Genomic DNA, 23,463 nt, shown 5'->3' on the forward strand with positions numbered 1-23,463 from the left:
TTCACAATATATTGTAAAACTCTTAATCAAATAGCTTGTTAAGATAACGGCAGATAGAAAACGAGCTACCAATAGATTGTGCTATCGACGTAAATTTAATAATTAAAGCTGTCACAGCAAAATAACTACAAGTGGCAACAAACCCGATTATAAATTCGAATAATAAGGACAGTAACTATGTCAGACATTACTACTATTAACCCAACCACGGGCGAAGAAATCAGTAACTACAATTATATGAGCAACGACGAAGTCAACAAGATTGTCGATGCTTCATATAACGCATTTCTAGAATGGCGTACAGTGAGTCACGAAGAACGTGGCCGTATCATCAAGTCTATTGGTGATAAGCTGATGGAGTACAAAGAAGAGCTGGCTAAGCTGATGACTGAAGAGCGCGGTAAGTTATATAGCCAAAGCATGCAAGAGATTGATCTCTGTAAAGCTATCTGTGATTACACTGCTGAAAATGGCGTCGCTTCTTTGGCTGATGATGTACGCGATATCGAAAGCATGAAAAAAGGGTTAGTGACGTATCAACCTATCGGTATCATCTACGGCATGCAGCCTTGGAACTTCCCAGCGTATCAGGTATTCCGCTATACCATTGCAAATCTAATGGCGGGTAACAGTGTCCTGTTAAAACACGCATCTAACGTTACAGGCTCTGGTCTATTAATTGAAAAAATTCTTCACGAGTCTGAACTGCCAAGTGATTTGTTCCGTACGATTATCATCGATCATGATCAATCAGAAGCATTGATTGGCAATGACAAAGTACGCGGCGTGACACTAACAGGTAGTGACAAAGCAGGCGTGATCGTTGGCCAGCAAGCAGCGAAAGCAATTAAGAAAGCGGTATTAGAACTAGGTTCAAACGATGCATTTATCGTACTAGAAGATGCAGATATCGAAACTGCAGTAGAAACCTGTACTCAAGCACGTTTAATCAATAACGGCGAAACTTGTGTAGCAGCCAAACGCTTTATCGTAGTCGATAGCGTATATGATGAGTTCCGTAAACGTATCGTTGAGAAATTTGAAGGTACTAAAGCGGGTGACCCAATGGATGATAGCTCAGATATAGGTCCATTAGCACGTGCAGATCTACGTGAGCAGCTACATGAGCAAGTAGAGCAAAGTGTGGCTAAAGGTGCAACGATCGCTGTTGGCGGTAAAGTACCTGAAGGTAAAGGTAGCTTCTATCCAGCAACTATCTTAGAGAACGTTGAAAAAGGTCAGCCTGCATACGATGACGAACTATTTGGCCCTGTCGCTTCATTGATTCGTGCCAAAGATGAAGACGACGCAATGCGCATCGCTAACGACAGTCGTTATGGTTTAGGTGGCGCTATCTTCTCAAAAGATGAAGAGAAAGCCGTTCGTTTAGCGCGTGAGCAATTTGATACTGGTATGGTCTATATCAATGGTTACGGTCTTGCCAATCCTGCACTGCCATTTGGTGGCGTGAAAAACTCAGGCTATGGCCGTGAGCATGGCGGCTTCGGTATCAAAGAGTTTGTCAATATTAAAGCGGTTCACGTATTCTAAGAATGAACTAATTAGACAAATTAGCTAAATAGATAACTATTTACAATTTTAAGTAATAGTAAATAATTAATAGTTATCAAATAAAAAAGCCCAGTTGCTCATAATGAGTAGCTGGGCTTTTTATTGCGCTATATAAAGTGGTATTAAAATCAACTTAATAAGCTTGAGATTTTCTATCCGTCTATAAGCAGTTGCAGAGGCAACTTAGGTAAATAAGTTTGTGTTTTCGATGATGTATTATTTGTTTCAAGTGACAATACATTTTTTGCTAGGAGTAAAATCGTCCAAGGTAGCAACTGATGCTCAAGCTTCTGTACCCGTGACTGCAAGCTCTCTACAGTGTCGTTGATATCGACATCTAATACGGCTTGAGTCAATACCTGACCTGCATCAAGCTCCGCGGTTACTTTATGAATACTACAACCATGACGACGTTCACCCGCTTGTATAACCCGTTTGTGAGTATCTAAACCCTTATAAACCGGAAGTAGAGAAGGGTGAAGATTAATCATGGACGCTGGTGCATTATCGATGAATGCGCCACTTAGTACGCGCATAAACCCAGCCAAGACAATCAAATCAGGTTGCCATGCTATTAACTGCTCGTTGGCATGGGTTTCAAATGTCTTGATACCCATACGTTTACCACTAGCAACGTGTGACAATACCGCAACTGGAATATTGGCATCTTTAGCACGTGTCAATGCATAAGCATCTTCACGGTTACTAATGACACCAACGATTTCAATCGGTAGCGCACCTGCTTGCATTGCATTGATTAACACTTGCAGGTTGCTACCACTTCCTGAGACTAGAACAGCAATACGCAATGGTTTGATAGGCTGGCTTGCGTTATCAGTTGACATTAACGGTACACCACTGCATCCGCCTGGCCATCAGTGCTGCGTTTGATCATTTCACCTATTTGCCAAGCTGTCTCGCCTGCATCAGTCAAGGTTTGGATAGCAGCATCTGCTTTGTCTTTTGGCACAACGATGACAAAACCAACGCCGCAGTTAAAGGTACGGTACATCTCGCTCTGCGCGATATTACCTTGGGTCTGTAGCCAAGTGAATAGCTCTGAGAACTGCCAGCTATTGGTATCGATGCTAGCTGCTAGATTATCAGGTAGTACACGTGGTAAGTTATCTGTCAGACCACCACCTGTGATGTGTGACATCGCATGAAGCGCTGAGCTACCAAGCGTGTCTTGTAATGCTTTGATTGCTTTTACATAGATACGGGTAGGAGCCATTAAAGCGTCTTGAATAGGCTGGCCGTCTAGTTGCTCGTCGCTACTCGTAACATCCACACCGCTAACTTCGATGACTTTACGAACCAATGAATAGCCGTTTGAGTGCGCGCCACTTGAGGCAAGTGCAATCAGTACATCGCCTTCTGCGACATTTTCACCAGTGACGACTTCTGCTTCTTCAACCACGCCTACACAAAAACCAGCTAGATCGTAATCGTCGTCTTGATACATGCCTGGCATTTCAGCAGTTTCACCACCGATAAGCGCACAGTTAGCAAGTTTACAACCATCACCAATACCAGTCACGACAGTCGCCGCTACATCAACATCCAGCTTACCAGTTGCATAGTAGTCTAAGAAGAACAATGGCTCTGCACCGCAAACCAATAAATCATTGACGCACATCGCGACCAAATCAATACCAATCGTGTCATGACGGTTCAGCTGTAGGGCCAATTTTAGTTTGGTGCCGACGCCATCAGTACCAGAAACCAATAATGGTGAGGTATAACCTGTTGGGATGCGGCATAACGCACCAAAACCGCCAAGTCCACCCACGACTTCAGGACGAGTAGTAGCTTTTGCAACGGACTTGATTCGCTGAACCAAAGCATCGCCTGCATCGATATCAACACCAGCATCTTTGTAGCTTAAAGAAGGCTTGTCACTCATAGTCATCTCACAGTTGGGGATAGATAATTGGGATTAGAAGGTAAAGTAATTGAGCACGCAAAAATCAGCGTTATAAAGTTCAAAAGCAAAGTTTAAAGACAGTGCGCGCATTATACCCAAAAACAGACCGTACTCGCAAAGCAACTTGCCAATATTTGACTAAGATTTGCATTAAGTGGCAAATAAGCGGTTAAGAAACAAAAAATGACTGATTTTTTATTGTACTCTGCGATAATAGAACGCTAAATTTATTGTCAATAATGGCCTTAATACAAGTCCAAATGTGATTGACAGAATAAAAACGACTAAACATAAATTTATCAAAAATTAGGTTCTTTAGGAACGTTGATACGTCTCAGTTTAGCTAGCTAAAACTAATGAGAAAAGAAAGCAATTAGCCTAGTGATACATTGTGATAGCTATAGTTATACCATTTAGAAATCGCTATCACTGACTGACTCCCTGTCACTTTTTCAAACCTGTCAATTTTTTAACCTCGTCCAACTATAGGATTACTTGCCATGATGAATCAACCAATAGATCCTTTTTTTCGGCGTTTATTTATTGTCGTGGCGTTAGTGGTGGCTGTGTTTCTTTTGTATTTAATGATGCCCGTCATCGTGCCCTTCGTTTTTGCCTTTATGCTGGCTTACCTATTTAATCCTCTAGTCAAGCGCCTATCAAAATATATCAAGCGCTGGGTCGCGATTATTATTGTCTACTCGACGATTACTTTGGGGATGGCGTTATTATTATGGTGGTTGGTACCGACATTGTGGCATCAGTTGCAAGCGGCGTGGGATTATTTGCCAAAGATATTTAATTGGTATAACCAAGTCGTACGAGAGTGGTTCAATAGTAATACTCGTATCAAACTGCCCCAATTAGAGTCTAAAGAGTTTTCCGATACTCTCGTCGATTATATGCAAACGAACTATAAGTTCGCTGATGCTAGTACCATGATGAGCCAAATACTGACCTCAAGTATGAACTTCATCAATAATGCAGGTCTTATTGTATTAGTGCCTATTTTGACCTTTTACTTCCTATTTAATTGGGATCAGCGTTTGCATAACTGGAAAATGGCGATACCAGGTGCTTACTGTCAAAAAGTGACTGAAATAGCTAAGGAGTGTGATCTGGCCTTGATGGCATTTATCAAAGGTCAATTGCTGGTGATGGTGTTGCTAGGCGCTATTTATGCTGTACAGTTGCAGCTTATTGGATTAGAGCTTGGGCTTATCATTGGTATGGTAGCAGGCATTGCCAGTTTTGTACCGTACTTAGGGTTTGGTATTGGTTTTATCGCGGCTATTATCGCCTGCCTATTTCAGTTCGGATTGGACTGGACGTATTTGTCATTGGTCGCAGGGGCGTTCTTGATTGGACAAGCTGCAGAAGGTTATATCCTACAACCATTGCTGTTAGGTGATAAGATTGGTCTATCGCCATTATGGGTCATATTTGCCGTATTGGCTGGTGCCAGTCTATTAGGTTTTGTCGGTATGCTAATCGCCTTACCAGTGTCCGCTGTCTTAAATGTCCTGTTCCGCCATTTATACAACTATTATCGGACCACTGACTTTTATAAAGGCCGTAAACAACTGGCACTGTTTGAAAAAAGATAATTATCTTATTATTGAATACACTAGATAAAGATTGATATGTAATATTAGGATAGGAACGCAATGATTGATAAGGCTTAATGGGTAAAAGACTTGTCAGTCATTTTGTAAATATGTTATATATAGGCGCAGTGTTGATAGTATCAACCGTTTTGGTACCAGTTTTGCTAACGTTGTTTTCGACAAAGTGACTGACCGATTTTTGCAAAGGCTATAGGGCCATTACTTACAGCTGTATCGACTAGTATTAATAGTAATGAATACAGCTCAAAGTAACCTATCTTTTTTATTGTATTTTTCCATTGCACTACGCAACACGAGTTGATGATTCATGGCAGAAGCACAGCTAAGTCTCAATCTGGACATTAAGCATGATGCAAGTCTCAGCGACTTTGCCGGTCCCGGTTGGATGTCGATTATCGATGCAGTACGGCAGTTACATGTCGGCCTGATCGGTCAACTATATCTGTTTGGTAGCCCTGCCACAGGTAAGTCTCATTTGCTGTCTGCTATTTGCGAGTCATTTATCGAAATGGACAAATCGGCTATCTGTTTGTCCCTTAATGAGCTGATTCATACAGATGTCCATGTACTATCATCTTTAGAAAATTTTGATCTGATTGCTATCGATGATTTGGAAGTGCTTGAGCAAAGCAGTCAGTGGCAAGAAGCTTTATTTCATTTGATTAATCGTAGCCGAGAAGGGCAACGCCAGTTATTGTTTGCCGCCAATAAACCCGCTGACGACTTACCATTCCAGCTAAGGGATTTAATGACGCGTTTGGCACAGGCACCTACTTTTAAAGTGCCTACTGGTCATGATTTGGCAGACAGACAAGCATTATTACAGTCTATTTTGCGTCGGCGTGGATGGCAGTTTGACGATCGAATTATTGATCACTTACTGACCGATGGACCGCATCGTATCGGTGCGATGATGGAAGTACTTAATTATATTCAACCAATGTTTTCTAACCTTGGTCGCAGTAATATCTCAAAAGCAGTCATAAGCGATGCTCTGCGTACCATCGATGAGCAAACGCTTGCCGCGGAGCTGGCGGATATCGCTCAAGAGACGCAAGTAGATAACGACACGCCTGATCAAGACCAACATACGATGCCACTTGATTTTTAACAGTGAAACTCTTAGCAGCAAAAAATGAATAACCGTTAGAATACAAATACTTTGTCCAACTCGCTTTTACTATTAATGGAATAACTTATGAAATCGAATGCTTCTTTGCTAAAAAAATTAACGATAGGTACGTTATTGGTAGGTGCTGCCTCGGTCTCTATGTTGTCACAGGCAGCAGTGACCCTACAGGTTGATGACCATATCAAAGTAACCGCTATTAATGGACAGGAAATTCAGCAGAGCGCTTTTCAGCCGCTGCAGAAAACATTTACGTTACAGCCTGGACAACATGCTATTACTGCTAAGTATGACCGTTTATATAACTTGCGTCGTGATGAGCATGATTATTTGCGTTCAGGTAATGTCAGTGTGACGGCACAATTGGCCGACAATCAAACATATCGTTTGACTATGCCTAATCAACCAGAAGATTATGAAGCTGCTAGAGAATATGCCAAGCAGCCTACGCTCGCTGTGCAACAAAACAATACTGTCATTGCTAGCCAGCAAAGTATGGCCGGTAACCAAGGTGGTCTATTTTCAGGCCTTGGTAAAGCGCTAGGCGGCGTGTTCGGCGGTGCAGGTGATGCAGAGTTACAGAACCAACGTGCTATCGCCTCTTTAGATCAACCAGTAGTAAATTCTACTAGCAACGTCAACACTGGCACGACCACTGTTAAGCAAACATCTAGCGTAAATACTTCTACTAGTACGTTAGATACGTTTATGCAAGTATGGCTACAAGCCACGCCTGCTGAACGTGAAAAAATGCGTCAATGGATCGAAAAATAAAACAGTCTTTTCTAAAAGATAGACAATAAAAAAGCACCTAATTAGGTGCTTTTTTATTATTTAGTATTTGATGATCATTAGGCTTATTAAAATTTAGCCTAGTAAAATCTAACGATTCTTAACCCAAAAACGCGTTATACATCCATACCAGTTTTTCTTGCTCTTGTACGTAAGCATCGATTAGGTCAGCTGAACCTTGGTCTTCGCTCTCTTCTGCTAACGCTGATACTTGGCGTTGCTCTGCAATTAACGCTTGTAAGCCAGTGACTACGCCTTTGACACAGCTTGTGCCATCTTTGACGTTTTTGTCTTCACTAATACTAGTATGCTGCGTAAAATCGCTATAAGCGTGAAGTGGTGTACCACCCAAAGTCAAGATACGCTCAGCGATTTCATCAATTTGTAATTGTAGTGACGTATATAGCTCTTCAAACTTTGGATGCAAAGTAAAGAAATGCTCACCTTTTACGTTCCAATGATAGCCACGTACATTTAAGTAAAATACATGATACGTTGATAGCAGATTGTTTAATTGAGCGATAATTTCGCTCATGTCAGATTTTTCTAGACCGATCTGGTTAGTAGCATTGTTAGAATTGCTCATAGTATTGTCCTTATAGTGTGAGTGTAGTTATATGATAATAAATAAAGAAGAATAAAGACTCTAATCAATTGAAATACAGCGAAAATACTTTATTTTTTATCTGTACCTATCAATATAAACTCTATCTCTTCCTTTGATGCTTATAATAATAGCAAACTATTATTAATAAGTTAAATTTAATAAATACAATTTTACGATTGGTTTTATAAAACTAAAACTAAGTCTCTTTACTGTTTTTCTAAACGATAGAGAGACCTCATTACATTTACGCTGGTGGCTGCAAGTTTTCAGGATTTAAGCCTTTAACGGGAACCACTTCTTGTAAATGTTGACGTATCGTATCGATAGGAAACTTCTGTGCTTGCAAGCGTTTCGGTACGATTTGGCTACCTTGCTGACCTTTTAGCTCAAACATCATAAAGATATAGTCGTCAGTCTCATCCCAGCTCTTGATAGAGGTCCAAGGAATAACCGCTTGCTGAGTTGCGCCTGCACGCATTTGCATACCGCGCATTTGCGAGTTTTTCATCATATCAGGCTGGTTGCTTGGCATCGCCATGACTAGACCATGCTTTTGTACACCTAACTTCATTTGGCGCATTTCATCTGGCATCTCTTGGTCGGCCACTTGTTTGTCAAACTCTCTTTTTACGTACCATTTAAAACCTAAAGTACGCGCCAATAGATATATCACCACACCAACCAGCATTAACCAAAAGATAATGGTTGAATAGCCTGTTACAAAGATAAGTCCTGCAATAGCAAGTACCACAACCACTGCCATGATGATCCACTCTTTGGTCTTAAAGCTTGATAAACCAAAAGACGGGCTGGCACTGGCAAACAGTTCATACTGTGCTTGGTGGAATTCAGCCTCAGTTAGGTTTAAGGCGACAGGTTGGAGCGTGTAGGGGTACAAGGCCATAAAGGTTTCTCAAATACTTATATTAAAAGCGTTGGATTAAAACTGCCAAAGCGAAGCAGCAATGCTGTACTTGGCTAGAAGTGAATAAAGGTATGCGCTTATCTTACCGAAAAGTACTCCTAAATGAAACATATAAGCAAGACTGTTCACTGATAGATGTTATATTAATGACGTAGTTCAAGCTCTATACTCAGTTTATTCAGACTAGACGAAAGCAAAAGTGAGCAATTAAAAACAGAATAGCTTGCTATAAGCGATTAGCATAATGAACAAAAGCTAGTGAGAGTCAGCCAAAAACAGGGAAAAGCAGTCAAAGATATCCAAAACATGGTCAAATCTGCCGTGTCTTGGTATTATAGCGTCTACAAGATATGTTGATATAAAACATAACGTCATAGCCAGTTATCACAAAGACCGTGATAGCGATGCGCTAGGCAATTACTCTATAAATAATACTTTTAAACCTTTTACTCACCTTTAGTGTTACAGGCAACTACTATGATTGATCCGAAACTCTTACGCGGCGATTTAAGCGACCTACAACAGCAGCTAGCCACCCGTGGTTATGAGCTTGATATGGAGTTCTGGCAAACGATTGAAAACGAGCGTAAGTCTCTACAAGTCAAAACCGAAGAGTTGCAATCGCGCCGTAATGCTGGTGCAAAGCAAGTAGGCGCGCTAAAAAAATCAGGTGAAGATGCCAGTGAGCTATTGGCTGAGATGCAAAGCGTTAGTGGTGAGATTAAAGCTGCGGAAGACGAGTTACGTACGCTACAAGAGCGCATCACTCAAGCGGCTTTGCAAATTCCGAATATTCCGGCGGCGGATGTACCAGTCGGTACGTCAGAAGACGATAACGTAGAAGTGCGTAAGTGGGGCACGCCGCGTACGTTTGATTTTGAAATTCAAGATCATACGCATATCGGTGAGACGCTTGGTATGCTGGACTTTGAGGCAGCGACTAAGTTAACTGGTAGCCGTTTTAACGTGCTTAAAGGGCAATTGGCGCAAATGCATCGCGCACTAATTCAATTCATGTTGAACACGCATACTATGAAGTATGGTTATCTTGAGACCTATGTGCCTTATATCGTCAATAGCGATAGTTTAAAAGGTACGGGTCAGTTGCCTAAGTTTGAAGATGATTTGTTTAAGCTAAGCAATCACACGAATAATGAAGAGATGGATTTTTATTTGATCCCAACGGCTGAAGTACCGATGACCAACTTGGTACGCGGCGAGCGTTTGGATATCAAAGAGCTACCGCTAAAATTCACCGCGCATACACCATGTTTCCGTAGTGAAGCTGGCTCACATGGTCGTGATACCCGTGGCTTGATTCGTCAGCATCAGTTTGAAAAAGTTGAAATGGTCAATGTCGGTACTAGCGATCAGTCTGATGACCTATTAGAAGCGATGACAGGACAGGCTGAATATATCTTGCAGCAGCTTGAGTTGCCATACCGTACTGTACAGCTATGTACGGGCGATATGGGTTTTGCCGCACAAAAGACTTATGACATCGAAGTATGGTTGCCAAGCCAAGACACCTATCGTGAAATCTCTAGCTGCTCTAACTGTGGTGATTTCCAAGCGCGCCGTATGGGTACGCGTGTTAAAGATGGCAAACAAACCAGCTTAGCTCATACTTTGAACGGTTCAGGTTTGGCGGTTGGTCGTACGCTACTAGCAGTGATGGAAAATCATCAAAACGCTGATGGTAGCATCACGATTCCAGAAGTATTGCGTCCGTTTATGGGCGGTGCTGAGACTATTTCAGTTTAATAGATTGACTATAAGTAATGAGCTGCAAATCACTTAGGTCACTCGCAGCTTGTTATTTATAACTTAAATTAAAGTCCGTCATTACTTATCGTTTAACAAAACTGATGTGAGTCATTGCTAAATATAAACGGTCTTGTCACCGCATTTTTGGCTAGGCTCATAGCAAATATGTTAATATTGCATTTTTATTTTATAGCCTATCCATTGAGGACGCCTGTCGCGTTTTTGGTGGATTATCCTCTGAGTAAACTCTCCTCTTATCTTTATACGACTCATTCGAATATTAGGACACTCTATGCCAGCTCCAATTAGCGAACGTAAACTAGCCAATGCCATCCGTGTACTGTCGTTTGACGCGGTTCAAAAAGCCAACTCTGGACATCCGGGTGCGCCAATGGGTATGGCTGATATTGCCGAAGTTTTGTGGCGCAAATTTTTGAAGCACAATCCAGCTGATCCTAATTGGCACAACCGTGATCGCTTTGTACTGTCAAACGGTCATGGCTCGATGCTTATTTATTCATTGCTACATTTATCAGGTTACGATGTGAGCGTTGATGACCTAAAAGGTTTCCGTCAGCTGCATTCAAAAACCCCAGGGCATCCTGAACTTGGTTATACGCCTGGTGTAGAAACGACGACTGGTCCACTAGGACAAGGTATTGCTAATGCGGTTGGTTTTGCGATCGCAGAGAAGACACTTGCCGCACAGTTCAACCGTGAAGGCCATAATATCGTTGATCACCATACCTATGCATTCTTAGGCGATGGTTGCTTAATGGAAGGTATCAGTCATGAAGTTTGCTCGCTCGCTGGCACGTTGGGTCTTGGCAAACTGGTATTCTTCTATGATGACAATGGTATCTCAATCGATGGTAACGTCGAAGGCTGGTTCACCGATGATACCGAAGCTCGCTTTGAGTCTTACGGCTGGCAAGTGATCAAAGTTGATGGTCATGATACTGATGCAATCACGCAAGCGACTGAGCAAGCCATTGCAGAGACTGCTAAGCCAAGTCTAATTATTTGCAAAACCACGATCGGTGCTGGTAGCCCTAACAAACAAGGTCTAGCGGCTAGTCATGGTGCTCCACTTGGTGATGACGAAATCGCCTTGACCCGTGATGCGCTATCTTGGAAACATGCTCCATTTGAATTAGATGACGAAATCTATGAAGCGTGGGATGCTAAAGCCAAAGGCGATGTCCAGCAAAAGAACTGGGACGCTGACTTTGAAGCATATAAAAAAGCCTATCCAGAGCTTGCAGCAGAATTATCACGCCGTCTAAATGGTGAGTTGCCTGCTGACTTTGACAGCCAAGCGCAAGCTTATATTCAGCAAACGCAAGAAGCGGGCGGCGATGTTGCTAGCCGTAAAGCCAGTCAAAATGCTATCAACAGCTTGCAGCCATTATTGCCAGAACTATTGGGTGGCTCAGCAGATTTAGCGGGCTCAAACCTTACGTTATTCAAAGGCGCTAAAGGCATCGAAAAAGATGCTGACGGTAACTATATCTATTACGGCGTACGCGAGTTCGGTATGACTGCGATTGCCAATGGTATCGCATTGCATGGCGGCTTTATCCCTTACGTAGCGACGTTCCTGATGTTTATGGAATACGCACGTAACGCAGTACGTATGGGCGCACTAATGAAGCAGCGCGTTATCCATGTCTATACGCACGACTCTATCGGTCTGGGTGAAGACGGCCCAACGCATCAGCCAGTTGAGCAATTGACTAGCCTACGTACCACGCCAAACCTACGTACATGGCGCCCATGTGATGCTACCGAATCTGCAAGCGCTTGGGTAGAAGCAACCAAGTCTGAAAACAACCCATCAGCATTGATCTTTAGCCGTCAGAGCTTGCCACATCAAGCACGTGATAGCGAGCAAGTAGTGAACATCACCAAAGGTGGTTATGTACTGGCAAAAGAACAAGGTGAGCTACAAGCTATCATCATCGCCACTGGTTCAGAAGTTGGCCTAGCGATGGAAGCGTATGAGGCGTTGAGCGCAAATGGTGTTGGCGTCCGTGTGGTGTCTATGCCATGTGCTGAGATTTTCGTGGAGCAAGATGCTAGCTATCGTGAAGCCGTATTGCCTGCCAATATCCGTGCACGCGTAGCAGTAGAAGCCGCGCATGTAGATTACTGGTATAAGTTCGTTGGTCTAGATGGCAAAGTCATCGGTATGACGACTTATGGCGAATCTGCTCCTGCTAGCGACTTGTATAAAGAGTTTGGTATCACGACTGACGCTGTGGTCGAAGCAGTAAATAGTTTGGTGTAATTAACCTAACTTAGTTGGCGTTTAAGAAAGAGTCACTAGAGAAATCTAGTGGCTTTTTTTATGGCTTAATCTTTGGCTTTTCTTTTGGTCTGCTTTCATTAATATGGCTATCGGTAAAATAACTGCTGCAATCAGTACTAAATTCTGTGCCTCAATATAATGATTTAGTGGTAAATTAGAATGGACTGATTGCTCACGAAGCTAAGTTTTACTTCTTGTGCAGCTCTCATATAAAAATAAATTATATGACTATAGAACTGGAAAAATTAGATGGATAGTATCGAACTGGCAAATGCTATTACATGGCTAAAACAGATTGAACTAAGTGAAGGCTTGATAGCAGCCTGCATAATCGGAATGTTTGGACTGTGCGGTATTCTCATTGCTCAGAGAGCTGAACGCAAAAAAGAGTATGAAGCCTTTTTGAGAATAAAGTTTGAGGAAGTGGTTTTTAGACTGGTTGATTTTGCAGCCATTATTCAGGAAGTTCAATCCAAAAGTTTTTCAAGCAATTGCGATGAAACTTTGGACGTTGATGAATTTTATAGAGAAGGTGGCAAGATAGAAATATTAATAGCTTTATATTTTCCAGAGCTTGAGAAAAAATATGAGTTGTTTTTAAATGCAGGGGGAAACCTGATAAATGCACAGCATGAACATGAAGTTAATCCTAGCGATAGTACTTTAGATGTACTTAAACAGCTTGATGAAGAATATGATCGGGTTTATAAGAGTTTTTATAAACATATCAAATCATGTTCTTCTACTTATGCCAAGCCTTTAAAGCATCGTAAGAGAGTGCTGATTAATTAAATTTAAAGAGTTTTGGTATTACGCTTAGCACATTCTATAACCATTCTAAAGATTGCTATTATGTGCCTAAAATCCAGCTTTAAAGGTTTCCTAGGTGAAACCGTCATCAACGTCGCCATGTGGTTAAAGCTTGAAAAAGACGTCTACCACCGATTAAACGGTATTACCTTGCCACGAGCCAATGGTGGCAGTACCCAAATCGATCATATCATCGTCTCTGTGTACGGCATTTTTGTGATTGAGACCAAAAATTATAAAGGCTGGATATATGGTAGCGAGAACCAAAGACAGTGGACACAAGTTTTCCAAAATGGAAGTAAATTCAAATTCCAAAATCCATTGCGTCAAAACTACTTGCACCTCAAGACGCTGGCAGATTTATTAGGCTTGGAGCTGAGCTACTTCCATTCGATGATTGCTTTCATCGGTGAGTGTGAGCTGAAAACTCGTGATGAGTTGCCTGAACATGTATTGACGAGTGGGATAGTGTCTTATGTAAAGAAGAAACAAGATAAGCTACTGACTGAAGACGAGGTCATATCCATCGTTGAGCAGATTAACAGTAATAGATTTAGTAAATCTTGGCGCACTAATAGAGAGCATAAAGCCTATCTAAAAGACAAGCATAGCAATCCAAGCCAGAATACGAATAAGCAGCCTAGCGGTAACGCTAATGATAAACCAACTGCTAAAGTGGCTAATAAGCCTACACCAGAGCCGACAGTAAAAGAGACCGCTAAACGGGCTATTCTAAAAAGTAGGGAAGTGCATCGATGGTCTGGTCAGACTGAAATTGAATCTAGCGATTTACCAATTGATAGTATGGACACTCAGCAGGCAGTCACTCAGCATACAATTACATCGCACGATATTGCTGATAAGGTTTTTCTTACGCCGTTTGAAGTTATGGAGCCTGAACTAGCAGCGAGTTCCTCTGCGACAGTTGAGGTGATAGACCATACAGCTGATTTAATTCAAACACCAACCTGCCCAAGGTGTAACGGTGAGATGATCAAGCGTGTGGCAAAAAAAGGCCTGAATCAAGGTCAGACCTTTTTTGGTTGTAGCCAGTTTCCTAAATGTTGGGGTGTGGTGAATATTGATTAATCGTTAGTTACCTTAATCTTATTCACCTTAACCATATATCTCTTCTAAACGTAAACAAGCAACCAATCGACCGTCCCATTCGCGCAGTTGTGGCTCTACCTCGCTGCATTGCTGCTTGGCATAGGGGCAGCGTTTATGTAGCGCACAGCCACTTGGTGGATTAAGCGGACTTGGTAGCTCACCTTGTAGGGTCAAATCATTTTTATGGCCGTTTACCGTTGGTGCCGCAGCCAATAGTGCGATGGTGTAAGGGTGTTTTGGCGCATTATAAATCGCTTCTTTGGGGCCGTGCTCAACAGCTTGACCCAAATACATCACCATTACATCATCAGCCACATGGCGTACGACCGACAAGTTATGCGAGATAAAGACGTAAGCGGTGCGATACTCATCCTGCAAATCCATAAATAGATTTAGGACTTGGGCTTGGATTGATACATCGAGCGCGGAAGTCGGTTCATCAGCGACGACGATTTTAGGGTTGAGCATCATCGCGCGGGCGAGGGCAATACGTTGGCGCTGACCACCCGAAAACATATGTGGATAGCGGCCTGCATGTTCGGGACGTAGACCGACATGTCTCATCATCTCGTTGATTTTGTCACGCTTTTCTTCTTTAGACAGTTTGGTATGGATATCTAATGGTTCTGTCAATTGATAGCCAATGGTATGACGCGGATTTAAGCTACCATAAGGATTTTGAAAGACCATTTGAATTTCAGTACGCAGCTCTTTTAGTGCCTTTCTGCTATAGCCAGTGGTGCCTTCATCGTTGATAAATAGCTCACCATGTGTAGGTGCTTCGATCAGTGTCAACTGGCGGGCAAGGGTGGATTTGCCGCAGCCTGACTCACCAACGACGGCCAATGTCTTGCCAGCTTCAAGCTCGAAAGAGACACCATTGAGCGCTTTTACGTAGGCCTTTGCTTTGCCCAGACCTTGTGATACTGGGTAGTGCTTGTGTAGATTGTCTGCTTTTAGGACCACTTTATTACTCATACTTATGACTCCAAAGTAGCAGCGTGAGAGGGGCGAGAGGTAATATTAGAATCAATACAACGCACCTTGCCATTGGGCGTATCTAAAATAGGTGGCGGTACTTCGCAAGCAGGCTCTTTATAAGGGCAACGGGGAGACAGCAAGCAACCAGCCGGCCTATCATATTGACTGGGTACAACTCCTGGTAAACTGTTTAGCCTATCTTGACCAATAGCCAACTCAGGGATGGCTTGTAGCAATGCTTCAGTATAAGGATGTGCAGGATTTTGGAAAATTTCTGGCACGGTACTGGTTTCAACCACTTGTCCAGCATACATGACCGCGACATCACGCGAGTTTTGTGCAACCAGACCCAAATCGTGGGTAATTAATACCATGGCCATTTGTTTTTCGCGTTGCAAACGGCTCAGTAAGTCCATAATTTGCGCCTGTACTGTGACATCTAGAGCCGTGGTCGGTTCATCTGCGATCAGTAGTTTTGGCTCACAAGCAATCGCCATCGCAATCATAACCCGTTGACTCATACCGCCTGATAGTTGATGCGGATATACCTTAAGTCTGTTTTTGGCATCGGGCATTTCGACCAACTCTAGCAGCTCTAAGATGCGTGTTTGTACGGCTGCGCCTCGTAAACCAAGGTGTTTGCGTAGTACTTCACCTAGCTGCATTTCAACGGTAAAGCTTGGATTTAGGCAAGACATCGCATTCTGAAAAATCATAGAGATGTCTTTGCCAATGATGCCGCGTCTCTCTTTGGCTGACATACTGAGCATATCTTTATTATCAAACACCACTCGTTGTGCGCGAACGGTCGCAGAAGGTGGCAATAGACCCATCAGCGCCATCATGGTGACTGATTTACCTGAGCCAGATTCACCCACGACAGCGATGACCTCCCCTTGGGTAATCTTTAATGACACATCATCCACTGCGCGAAAGGCACGCACCCCTTGTCCGAAAGTGACAGACAGGTTTTCAATATCTAACAGCAATGGTGAGTCTTTTGTTGATGCACCATTCATAGACGTATGAGTGATAGGCGTATTAATTAATGGTTCAGTCATCTTAGGTCACCTGCTTTAATTTAGGATCTAGCGCATCGCGTAAGCCGTCACCAGTCAGGTTAATCGATAGTGCAGCCAAGAAAATAGCGACACCCGGCCAGATTGCTAGCCAAACATTACTTTGAATATATTGACGCGCCGTACCTAGCATCGCGCCCCATTCGGCATCAGGTGGCTGTACGCCAAAGCCTAGGAAACCAATCGCACCTGCTTCTAAAATAGCAGACGAGAAAATCATCGTCGCCTGTACGATAAGCGGTGCCATACAGTTGGGTAAAATGGTGATAAACAATAAACGCAGTACGCCAGCACCCATCACTTGTGAAGCAATAAAGTACTCACGTTGTAGCTCCACCATCGCAGTCGCACGAGTTAACCGAATAAAAGGCGGCGTACAGACCAGTGCGATTGTAATAATCGTATTGGTCATAGATGGCCCTAAGATAGCAGCAATGATAATGGCCAATAGCAAGCTCGGATATGACATCAGGATATCATTGACCAACATGACCGCTTTGCCCCAGACCTTTGGCCAAAATGCGGCACTCAATCCTAAGGAGATACCAACCAACATCGCCAGAGTTGTCGCGCTTAGACCGATAAACAATGAATAACGCGCGCCATACATCACTCGAGACAATGTATCTCGGCCCGCATCATCAGTACCTAGCCAAAACATCGCATTGCCACCATCTAAAAAGGCAGGCGGCAATTGCTCTTGACCGGTGAACAGTTCATAAGGATCGTGAGGCGCAATAGCAGGCGCAAGTATGGCAACTAGGACCATCAATGCCAGTACGATAAAACCAATCACGGCGCCTTTGTTTCGGCAGAACGTCGATAAAAATAGCTGCCAAGATGACGGCGGTGTGGCTGCCATCAGATTGACATCAGAGGGGAGAACAGAAGGCTTCATGAGCATTTCCTATAGTGGCTAGCGCAGTGACATTTTTTAGAATCTTATTCATAAAAAAGTACTAAGCATTGCTAAAACTGCACTTGAGCGCTAATCATCACTATTTATAATGTGAGTATTTATCAATGTTAGATTAAGAAGTATGGCGAATACGTGGATTGATCAGACCATACAAAATATCAATAAATAAACTAACCAAAATCAGAGCGGTGGCGACCAATAAAATACCGTTTTGTACAATAGGGTAGTCACGAGTGAAAAACCCATCGAGTAGCCAATTACCAACGCCTGGCCAACTAAAGATAGTCTCGGTAATAATGGCGCCTGCGAGCAATGTCGCCATCTGCAAGCCAACGACTGTAACCACAGTAATCAAGGCATTACGCATTACGTGGACCAGTATTACTCGGCGTGGAGATAAGCCTTTGGCTCGCGCTGTACGCACATAATCTTCATCTAAAACCTCTAGCATCGCAGAGCGTGTCATCCGCGCAATCATCGCTAACGGAATGGTCGATAAGGCGATAGAGGGCAATATAAAGTGTTTGACCACGTTCCAAAACGCGCCAGGTTCTCCTGAGCTTAGTGAGCCGAGTAACCATGACCCATACAGTGGCTGCACATCTAAAAACTGTGCGACAGATATCACCCCAGCGACAGGTAGAAGACCTAAATAATGAGCGAAGATACCAGTCAGGATAGGGCCCAATAAATAGATGGGCATAGAGTATCCTGCCAACGCGCCTGACATTAGGGTGTAATCAATCCATGTACCACGGCGCAGGGCAGCAAAGATGCCTAAGCTAACACCAATAACACTAGCGATGACAATAGCGCATAACGCCAACTCTAAAGTAGGAACAAAGTGAGCAAAGAAGTCTTGTAGTACGGGCGTACGAGTACGAAAGGACTGACCGAAATCACCCGTTAAGATGCCAGTCAAATAATCCCAATACTGGGCAACGAGTGGTTTGTCTAATCCTAGCCTTTCTAGGGCACGAGCATGTAGCTCGGGATCGACCATACGCTCGCCCATCATAATCTCTACCGCATCTCCAGGTACGAGACGAATCAGAGTAAAAGTCGATAGCGTTAGGCCAAGATAGACGGGTATTAAAATGGCAATACGACGCAGAATATAAAGTAGCATGGGCTGCTCAATAGTTGTGGTTCAATGATTAGAGTATTAGCGATGATGAAGAGATCCGTGACAAAGCGCTTAATTCATATTGTTCATATCATTTATATAAACTCGGCTGGAGCAGAGTATCTGACCCAGCCGCACTTATATGAATGAATAAAATGAATAAGTTGCTTATGTCGTAACGGAATTAATCAGTCAAGGTTATTCAACTTTTACACCATCAAAGCGTATTGAGCCAAGTGGGCTGATTTTATAATCGACAACGTTTGGTGCGGTGAATACGGTCACTACCGAGTGTGCCATTGTTGTCCAAGGAAGCTGCTCTTTGAATATTTGCTGAGCTTGTTCATATTCACTGACACGCTCATCTTGATTGTTAATCTGACGGGCATTGGTCACCAAATTATCGAAGTCTTTGTTACACCAGCGCGAGTAGTTATTGCCACCGACTGCGTCACAAGACAGTAATGAGCCAAGCCAGTTGTCTGGATCACCATTGTCGCCAGTCCAGCCGGCTAGAATGACATCAGGCTCGCCTTTAGCAGCGCGTTTTAGGTACTCGCCCCACTCATAAGTCACAAGCTTGGTATCGACGCCAATCTTCGCCCAATCTGCTTGTAGCATTTCAGCCATTAGCTTGGCATTTGGGTTGTACGGACGCTGAACTGGCATATACCATAGATTGATAGAAAGGTTATCTGCGCCAGCTTCTTTGATTAGTGATTTTGCCTTTTCGACGTCGTAAGGCGCGTCTTTAAGTGACTCGTCATAGCCCCACTGCGTTGGCGGCATTGGGTTGGTTGCCTTGAGGCCTTCGCTCTGATAAACCGCGTTAATAATAGCGTCTTTGTTGATCGCCATATCTAATGCTTGACGCACTTTAAGCTCGCTCAGTTGAGGTTTTTCTACGTTATAACCGACATAGCCGACGTTGAAGCCAGGCTGATCGAGAACAGTGGCCTTACCTGATTTTTTGACAGATTCGATTTCGGCAGGTTTTGGATAAGCGGACACATGACATTCGCCAGCTTGCACTTTTTGGGCACGGACTGCTGAGTCTTTAGTGATGACAAACACTAGGTTGTCGATATAGATGTCGTCTTTGTTCCAATAATCTGGGTTTTTGGTATAACGAATTTGCGCGTCTTTTTGATATGAGGTAAAGACGAAAGGTCCAGTACCGACTGGCTTAGTATTGATATCAGCAGCATTGCCAGAGGCTAGCAATTGATCTGCGTACTCAGCAGAACCAATATAAGCAAAAGGCATCGCTAGGTTCTGTAGAAACGGCGCATTGGTTTCGCCAAGAGTGATTTTTACCGTATAGTCGTCAACTTTTTCGATATTAGAGATAATATCAGGTAGTCCCATGCCGACTGAATATGGGAATTCAGCAGGATAAGCTTTGTTAAATTCAAAGTCTGGGTCAGTGATACGTTCTAGCGTGAAGACAATGTCATCCGCGTTGAAATCGCGAGTTGGAGTAAAGTAGTCAGTTGTACCGAATTTAACCCCTTTGCGTAGATTAAAGGTATAAGTCTTGCCGTCTTCGCTAATATCCCAACTTTCAGCAAGTCCTGGCTGAATCTCAGTCTCTGCTCTTTTAAATTCTACCAAGCCATTATAGATAGGGAAGGCACTCGCATCAAAATCCGTACCTGAAGTATATTGCGCTGGATCGAATCCAGCAGGGCTACCTTCTGAGCAATAGAGCAATGTTTTGGCGGCTTTGGCATCTGAGCTAGCAGCAGAATCATCGGTAGTTTTGTTGTCTCCACTACAGGCGCTGATACCTAAGACAAACGTCGCCAACATCGTAAGTTTGAAGAGTGATTTTTGCATTATTACATCCTATGTAATGGTAGGTAGGTACTCATGTATCCATATGTTCGTGCTCGAGCATAAATACGATAAAAGAGCGTTTAGTGACCTCTAAAGCATCTATCTATATAATGTTTCTTATATACAAAATAAAACATATTAAAGCTTGTCATAACTTTAAATTATATAGATGGAAACTAAAAATATAAACAAGTCGTTCGAATATACTCTCTTAATCTGTGGTAATGCAAGCGATAAATAGACTAGTTTTGATAAAAAATGCACGGTTTTACCGTGTTTAGCATCAATAAGACATTAAATACTAGATTATATTGTTTTTTGTTTATTCATTCTAAATAGCAAAGAGGCATATTTTTAGATTACTAATTAGTTACAATTTTACTAGATGTAAACAATTAGAAATAATAAAGCCATGTCTCTTTGAGGTACTCAGCTATAATCCGTTTGTCCAACGCAGCACTAAACAGGGCTATGAATTGCCTTAATGAGATCGGCTATTTTTTCGGCAATCATGATAGTTGGCGCATTGGTATTGGCGCTAATAAGCGTTGGCATCACTGAAGCGTCGATAACTCGCAATCCACTCACACCTCGTACCTTTAATTCCAAATCAACCACAGAGCTGTCATCTGAGCCCATGCGGCAAGTGCCTACTGGGTGATAGATGGTATCTGACTTATTTCTGATATAGCCGAGCATGCCGTCTTTTTCGAGGTAAGGGGCAGGGTAGTCTTCAGTAATGTACTTAGCGAGTGCAGACTCTTGCATGATGGCGCGAGTACGCTCGGCACCGGCAACCATATACTCTACATCTTTTGGATGCGACAGATAGTTTGGATCGATCAAGACGGCAGCAGAGGGATCAGCTGATTCCAGTCTCACCGTACCGCGACTCTCAGGTCGTAAGTAGCAACTTTGACAAGAAACAGCAAATCCACGTCTTAGATCGCGGCCATGCTCGATCACGCGTGAGATGACGAAATGCAACTGGGTATTCGGCCACTCTTTTGGTGCATCACTCACACTAAAGAAGGCACCCATTTCTACTAATATGTCAAATTCCATTTTATATTCCTTATAGCATCCATGCTAATTAAAATAGGGTACGCTTTACAGTAACTATTATTCTGCTGAAATAATAAAATAAAAATGACTCTGCGGTATCTGTTTGCGTCAATATCGTAGGACAAGCGAAGACTGTTATATTCGGTACATTAGGTAAGATTAATGCTACCTAGCTTTGCGTCAAACGTGCTTATATCGCACAGATTTCTGAGCGTACGATAAAGCGTTTGCCTTCAGGGATTTCTAACGAAAAACTCGCACCGCGACCATTGACGACATCAATAGTGAGATCGGTATGCTGCCATAAATTGTACTGTGCCTTGCCCATATAAAATGGACAGCCAGCAAGCTCGCCAACCAACACATCCTGACCGCCTACCTTAAACTCTCCTAATGGATAGCACATGGGCGAGCTACCGTCACAGCAGCCACCTGATTGATGAAACATCAGCTCACCGTGCTTGGACTTTAGTAGCTCAATTAACGCTTCACAAGATTCTGTTGCTGCCAGTTTCATATCGTACTCCTTCTTATGGCCCATCCATGGTTTATATAATTGCTCTCTAGTATCAGTATGCCACAGTCAAATCAAAAAGGTCGCATCATCTTCAGACACATCACAACTGGCATATGACTAAAAAGATACGACCTTCGGCTGATAATTGACAGTTGGAATAACTACGTAATAAGCTTATAACACTGTCATTTTACTATCCGTTATTGATTATAGTCGATGACGATACGACCTTCGATTTTGCCATTACGCATCCGCTCAAAAATATCATTGATGTTCTCTAACGGCTCAGCTTTGACGGTCGCTTTGACTTTGCCAGCCGCTGCCATATCTAGCGACTCTTGTAAGTCAAGACGTGTGCCAACGATAGAGCCGCGTATGGTGATACCATTGAGTACAGTATCAAAGATTGACACCGGGAAGTCGCCAGTGGGGAGTCCGTTACATACTAAAGTACCACCGCGACGTAACATGCTTAAGGCTTGATCAAAAGCTTTTGATGATACTGCAGTGACTAACACGCCATGAGCGCCACCGATCTCTTCTTGTAGCAACTCGCCTGGGTCTGTATTTTTGGCATTTACCGTCACTGTTGCCCCCAGCTTTTTGGCGAATTCAAGTTTTTCGTCATCAATATCAACAGCAGCAACATTGAGCCCCATGGCAATGGCATATTGTACAGCCATGTGACCAAGGCCGCCGATACCTGAAATAACAACCCAGTCGCCTGGCTTGGTGTCGGTCATTTTAAGACCTTTATATACCGTGACGCCCGCACATAAAACAGGGGCAATCTCAATGGAGTCGACACTCTCAGGAATAATGCCAACATAGTTGGCATCTGCAAGGACGTATTCTGCAAAGCTACCGTTCACTGAGTAACCAGAGTTTTCTTGCTTTTTACATAAGGTTTCCCAGCCACCCAAGCAATGCGTACAGTGACCACAAGCAGAGTATAGCCATGGCACACCAACGCGATCACCTGCTTTGACATGAGTTACGCCGTCACCGACCGCCGTGATCACGCCAACACCTTCATGACCTGGGATAAATGGCGGGCTTGGCTTAACAGGCCAGTCCCCCTCAACTGCATGTAAATCAGTATGACAGACGCCTGAGGCGTGCATTTTGACAACTATTTGCCCAGCACCTGCGGTTGGAATGTCGACTTCTTCGATTTTTAAGTCTTGACCGAACTCATGTAATACAGCGGCTTTCATTTTGTTAGTCATAATAAGCTCTCTTTTATGGGTGATTGATAAATGTTGATATAAAAAGTTGTTGCGATATTGCATTCAAAATATGCAAACACCTTATTTTGAACGCAAGACTGCTACAAATTTTTCCTGCTGTGCGCCTAAG

20 protein-coding genes are annotated in these 23,463 nt (G+C 43.1%); 8 read left to right on the forward strand and 12 right to left on the reverse strand.

The annotated features are described in order from the left end of the window. The first annotated feature begins 177 nt into the window (after window positions 1-177). Window positions 178-1,551 carry an NAD-dependent succinate-semialdehyde dehydrogenase gene (locus CXF62_RS07525; protein ID WP_102093663.1) on the forward strand — a complete coding sequence of 458 codons (1,374 nt, stop codon included), beginning with the start codon at window positions 178-180 and terminating at the stop codon, window positions 1,549-1,551. A 173-nt stretch (window positions 1,552-1,724) separates the two neighbouring features. On the opposite strand, the gene purN is transcribed toward CXF62_RS07525, so the two are convergent. Together purN and purM are read right to left on the reverse strand one after the other, a co-directional pair. After that, entirely contained in the window at window positions 1,725-2,417 is a 693-nt protein-coding gene (gene purN / locus CXF62_RS07530) for a phosphoribosylglycinamide formyltransferase (protein ID WP_102093665.1), read from the reverse strand. Then, complete coding sequence (purM, locus tag CXF62_RS07535) at window positions 2,417-3,478, reverse strand: phosphoribosylformylglycinamidine cyclo-ligase (RefSeq protein ID WP_102093667.1); 1,062 nt, start codon at window positions 3,476-3,478, stop codon at window positions 2,417-2,419. The genes purN and purM overlap by 1 nt, the downstream gene beginning before the upstream one ends. 521 nt (window positions 3,479-3,999) lie before the next feature. Here purM and CXF62_RS07540 point away from each other — a divergent pair. From CXF62_RS07540 to CXF62_RS07550, 3 genes are all read left to right on the forward strand, one after another. Further along, window positions 4,000-5,106, forward strand: coding sequence for an AI-2E family transporter (locus CXF62_RS07540; RefSeq protein ID WP_102093668.1), 1,107 nt, complete (start codon window positions 4,000-4,002; stop codon window positions 5,104-5,106). A 328-nt stretch (window positions 5,107-5,434) separates the two neighbouring features. Next, the gene (hda, locus tag CXF62_RS07545) at window positions 5,435-6,238 is read left to right on the forward strand and encodes a DnaA regulatory inactivator Hda (RefSeq protein WP_102093670.1); all 804 of its coding nucleotides are present in this window, start codon (window positions 5,435-5,437) and stop codon (window positions 6,236-6,238) included. A gap of 87 nt (window positions 6,239-6,325) precedes the next feature. Further along, window positions 6,326-7,030 (forward strand): DUF2057 family protein, encoded by a 705-nt coding sequence (locus CXF62_RS07550; RefSeq protein ID WP_102093671.1) that lies wholly within the window; start codon window positions 6,326-6,328, stop codon window positions 7,028-7,030. Window positions 7,031-7,148: 118 nt separating this feature from the next. On the opposite strand, the gene CXF62_RS07555 is transcribed toward CXF62_RS07550, so the two are convergent. Both CXF62_RS07555 and CXF62_RS07560 read right to left on the reverse strand, forming a co-directional pair. Beyond that, window positions 7,149-7,634, reverse strand: coding sequence for a Dps family protein (locus CXF62_RS07555; protein ID WP_102093673.1), 486 nt, complete (start codon window positions 7,632-7,634; stop codon window positions 7,149-7,151). 265 nt (window positions 7,635-7,899) lie between these two features. Further along, entirely contained in the window at window positions 7,900-8,559 is a 660-nt protein-coding gene (locus CXF62_RS07560) for a YcxB family protein (protein ID WP_101206317.1), read from the reverse strand. A gap of 498 nt (window positions 8,560-9,057) precedes the next feature. Between CXF62_RS07560 and serS the strand changes: the two genes are divergently transcribed. The 4 genes from serS to CXF62_RS07580 all read left to right on the forward strand — a co-directional run bounded on the left by serS (window position 9,058) and on the right by CXF62_RS07580 (window position 14,557). Beyond that, window positions 9,058-10,344: a serine--tRNA ligase gene (serS, locus tag CXF62_RS07565; RefSeq protein WP_102093674.1), complete on the forward strand. Its 1,287-nt coding sequence runs from the start codon at window positions 9,058-9,060 to the stop codon at window positions 10,342-10,344. A gap of 295 nt (window positions 10,345-10,639) precedes the next feature. Beyond that, on the forward strand, window positions 10,640-12,637 hold the full coding sequence (gene tkt / locus CXF62_RS07570; RefSeq protein ID WP_102093676.1) for a transketolase: 1,998 nt from the start codon (window positions 10,640-10,642) through the stop codon (window positions 12,635-12,637). Between the two features lie 270 nt (window positions 12,638-12,907). Then, window positions 12,908-13,450 carry a hypothetical protein gene (locus CXF62_RS07575; protein WP_102093677.1) on the forward strand — a complete coding sequence of 181 codons (543 nt, stop codon included), beginning with the start codon at window positions 12,908-12,910 and terminating at the stop codon, window positions 13,448-13,450. 60 nt (window positions 13,451-13,510) lie between these two features. After that, entirely contained in the window at window positions 13,511-14,557 is a 1,047-nt protein-coding gene (locus CXF62_RS07580; protein ID WP_102093679.1) for a nuclease-related domain-containing protein, read from the forward strand. Window positions 14,558-14,584: 27 nt separating this feature from the next. Here CXF62_RS07580 and CXF62_RS07585 read toward each other — a convergent pair whose 3' ends face one another. The 8 genes from CXF62_RS07585 to adhP form a co-directional block, all read right to left on the reverse strand. Next, on the reverse strand, window positions 14,585-15,556 hold the full coding sequence (locus tag CXF62_RS07585) for a peptide ABC transporter ATP-binding protein (protein WP_102093680.1): 972 nt from the start codon (window positions 15,554-15,556) through the stop codon (window positions 14,585-14,587). A 2-nt stretch (window positions 15,557-15,558) separates the two neighbouring features. Beyond that, window positions 15,559-16,620, reverse strand: a complete 1,062-nt coding sequence (locus tag CXF62_RS07590) for an ABC transporter ATP-binding protein (protein ID WP_197707705.1) — start codon at window positions 16,618-16,620, stop codon at window positions 15,559-15,561. A gap of 1 nt (window position 16,621) precedes the next feature. Beyond that, a complete protein-coding gene (locus tag CXF62_RS07595; RefSeq protein WP_057761128.1) occupies window positions 16,622-17,536 on the reverse strand; it encodes an ABC transporter permease in 915 nt (304 codons plus the stop codon). 133 nt (window positions 17,537-17,669) lie between these two features. Beyond that, on the reverse strand, window positions 17,670-18,686 hold the full coding sequence (locus CXF62_RS07600) for an ABC transporter permease (RefSeq protein WP_057761126.1): 1,017 nt from the start codon (window positions 18,684-18,686) through the stop codon (window positions 17,670-17,672). A gap of 195 nt (window positions 18,687-18,881) precedes the next feature. Further along, window positions 18,882-20,522, reverse strand: a complete 1,641-nt coding sequence (locus CXF62_RS07605; RefSeq protein WP_102093682.1) for an ABC transporter substrate-binding protein — start codon at window positions 20,520-20,522, stop codon at window positions 18,882-18,884. A gap of 459 nt (window positions 20,523-20,981) precedes the next feature. Next, window positions 20,982-21,587, reverse strand: coding sequence for a GMC family oxidoreductase (locus tag CXF62_RS07610; RefSeq protein ID WP_228153194.1), 606 nt, complete (start codon window positions 21,585-21,587; stop codon window positions 20,982-20,984). A gap of 190 nt (window positions 21,588-21,777) precedes the next feature. After that, entirely contained in the window at window positions 21,778-22,104 is a 327-nt protein-coding gene (locus tag CXF62_RS07615) for a DUF779 domain-containing protein (protein ID WP_102093683.1), read from the reverse strand. Between the two features lie 200 nt (window positions 22,105-22,304). Further along, window positions 22,305-23,333, reverse strand: a complete 1,029-nt coding sequence (gene adhP, locus CXF62_RS07620) for an alcohol dehydrogenase AdhP (protein ID WP_185156614.1) — start codon at window positions 23,331-23,333, stop codon at window positions 22,305-22,307. Window positions 23,334-23,463: the final 130 nt, after the last annotated feature.

Source organism: Psychrobacter sp. MES7-P7E, assembly GCF_002863645.1.
In the GTDB taxonomy this organism is placed as follows: domain Bacteria; phylum Pseudomonadota; class Gammaproteobacteria; order Pseudomonadales; family Moraxellaceae; genus Psychrobacter.

Coding starts and splice junctions, on each gene's coding strand:
- CXF62_RS07525 (WP_102093663.1), top strand. CDS start 178: ATGTCAGACATTACTACTATTAACCCAACCACGGGCGAAGAAATCAGT.
- purN (WP_102093665.1), bottom strand. CDS start 2,417: ATGTCAACTGATAACGCAAGCCAGCCTATCAAACCATTGCGTATTGCT.
- purM (WP_102093667.1), bottom strand. CDS start 3,478: ATGAGTGACAAGCCTTCTTTAAGCTACAAAGATGCTGGTGTTGATATC.
- CXF62_RS07540 (WP_102093668.1), top strand. CDS start 4,000: ATGATGAATCAACCAATAGATCCTTTTTTTCGGCGTTTATTTATTGTC.
- hda (WP_102093670.1), top strand. CDS start 5,435: ATGGCAGAAGCACAGCTAAGTCTCAATCTGGACATTAAGCATGATGCA.
- CXF62_RS07550 (WP_102093671.1), top strand. CDS start 6,326: ATGAAATCGAATGCTTCTTTGCTAAAAAAATTAACGATAGGTACGTTA.
- CXF62_RS07555 (WP_102093673.1), bottom strand. CDS start 7,634: ATGAGCAATTCTAACAATGCTACTAACCAGATCGGTCTAGAAAAATCT.
- CXF62_RS07560 (WP_101206317.1), bottom strand. CDS start 8,559: ATGGCCTTGTACCCCTACACGCTCCAACCTGTCGCCTTAAACCTAACT.
- serS (WP_102093674.1), top strand. CDS start 9,058: ATGATTGATCCGAAACTCTTACGCGGCGATTTAAGCGACCTACAACAG.
- tkt (WP_102093676.1), top strand. CDS start 10,640: ATGCCAGCTCCAATTAGCGAACGTAAACTAGCCAATGCCATCCGTGTA.
- CXF62_RS07575 (WP_102093677.1), top strand. CDS start 12,908: ATGGATAGTATCGAACTGGCAAATGCTATTACATGGCTAAAACAGATT.
- CXF62_RS07580 (WP_102093679.1), top strand. CDS start 13,511: ATGTGCCTAAAATCCAGCTTTAAAGGTTTCCTAGGTGAAACCGTCATC.
- CXF62_RS07585 (WP_102093680.1), bottom strand. CDS start 15,556: ATGAGTAATAAAGTGGTCCTAAAAGCAGACAATCTACACAAGCACTAC.
- CXF62_RS07590 (WP_197707705.1), bottom strand. CDS start 16,620: ATGACTGAACCATTAATTAATACGCCTATCACTCATACGTCTATGAAT.
- CXF62_RS07595 (WP_057761128.1), bottom strand. CDS start 17,536: ATGAAGCCTTCTGTTCTCCCCTCTGATGTCAATCTGATGGCAGCCACA.
- CXF62_RS07600 (WP_057761126.1), bottom strand. CDS start 18,686: ATGCTACTTTATATTCTGCGTCGTATTGCCATTTTAATACCCGTCTAT.
- CXF62_RS07605 (WP_102093682.1), bottom strand. CDS start 20,522: ATGCAAAAATCACTCTTCAAACTTACGATGTTGGCGACGTTTGTCTTA.
- CXF62_RS07610 (WP_228153194.1), bottom strand. CDS start 21,587: ATGGAATTTGACATATTAGTAGAAATGGGTGCCTTCTTTAGTGTGAGT.
- CXF62_RS07615 (WP_102093683.1), bottom strand. CDS start 22,104: ATGAAACTGGCAGCAACAGAATCTTGTGAAGCGTTAATTGAGCTACTA.
- adhP (WP_185156614.1), bottom strand. CDS start 23,333: ATGACTAACAAAATGAAAGCCGCTGTATTACATGAGTTCGGTCAAGAC.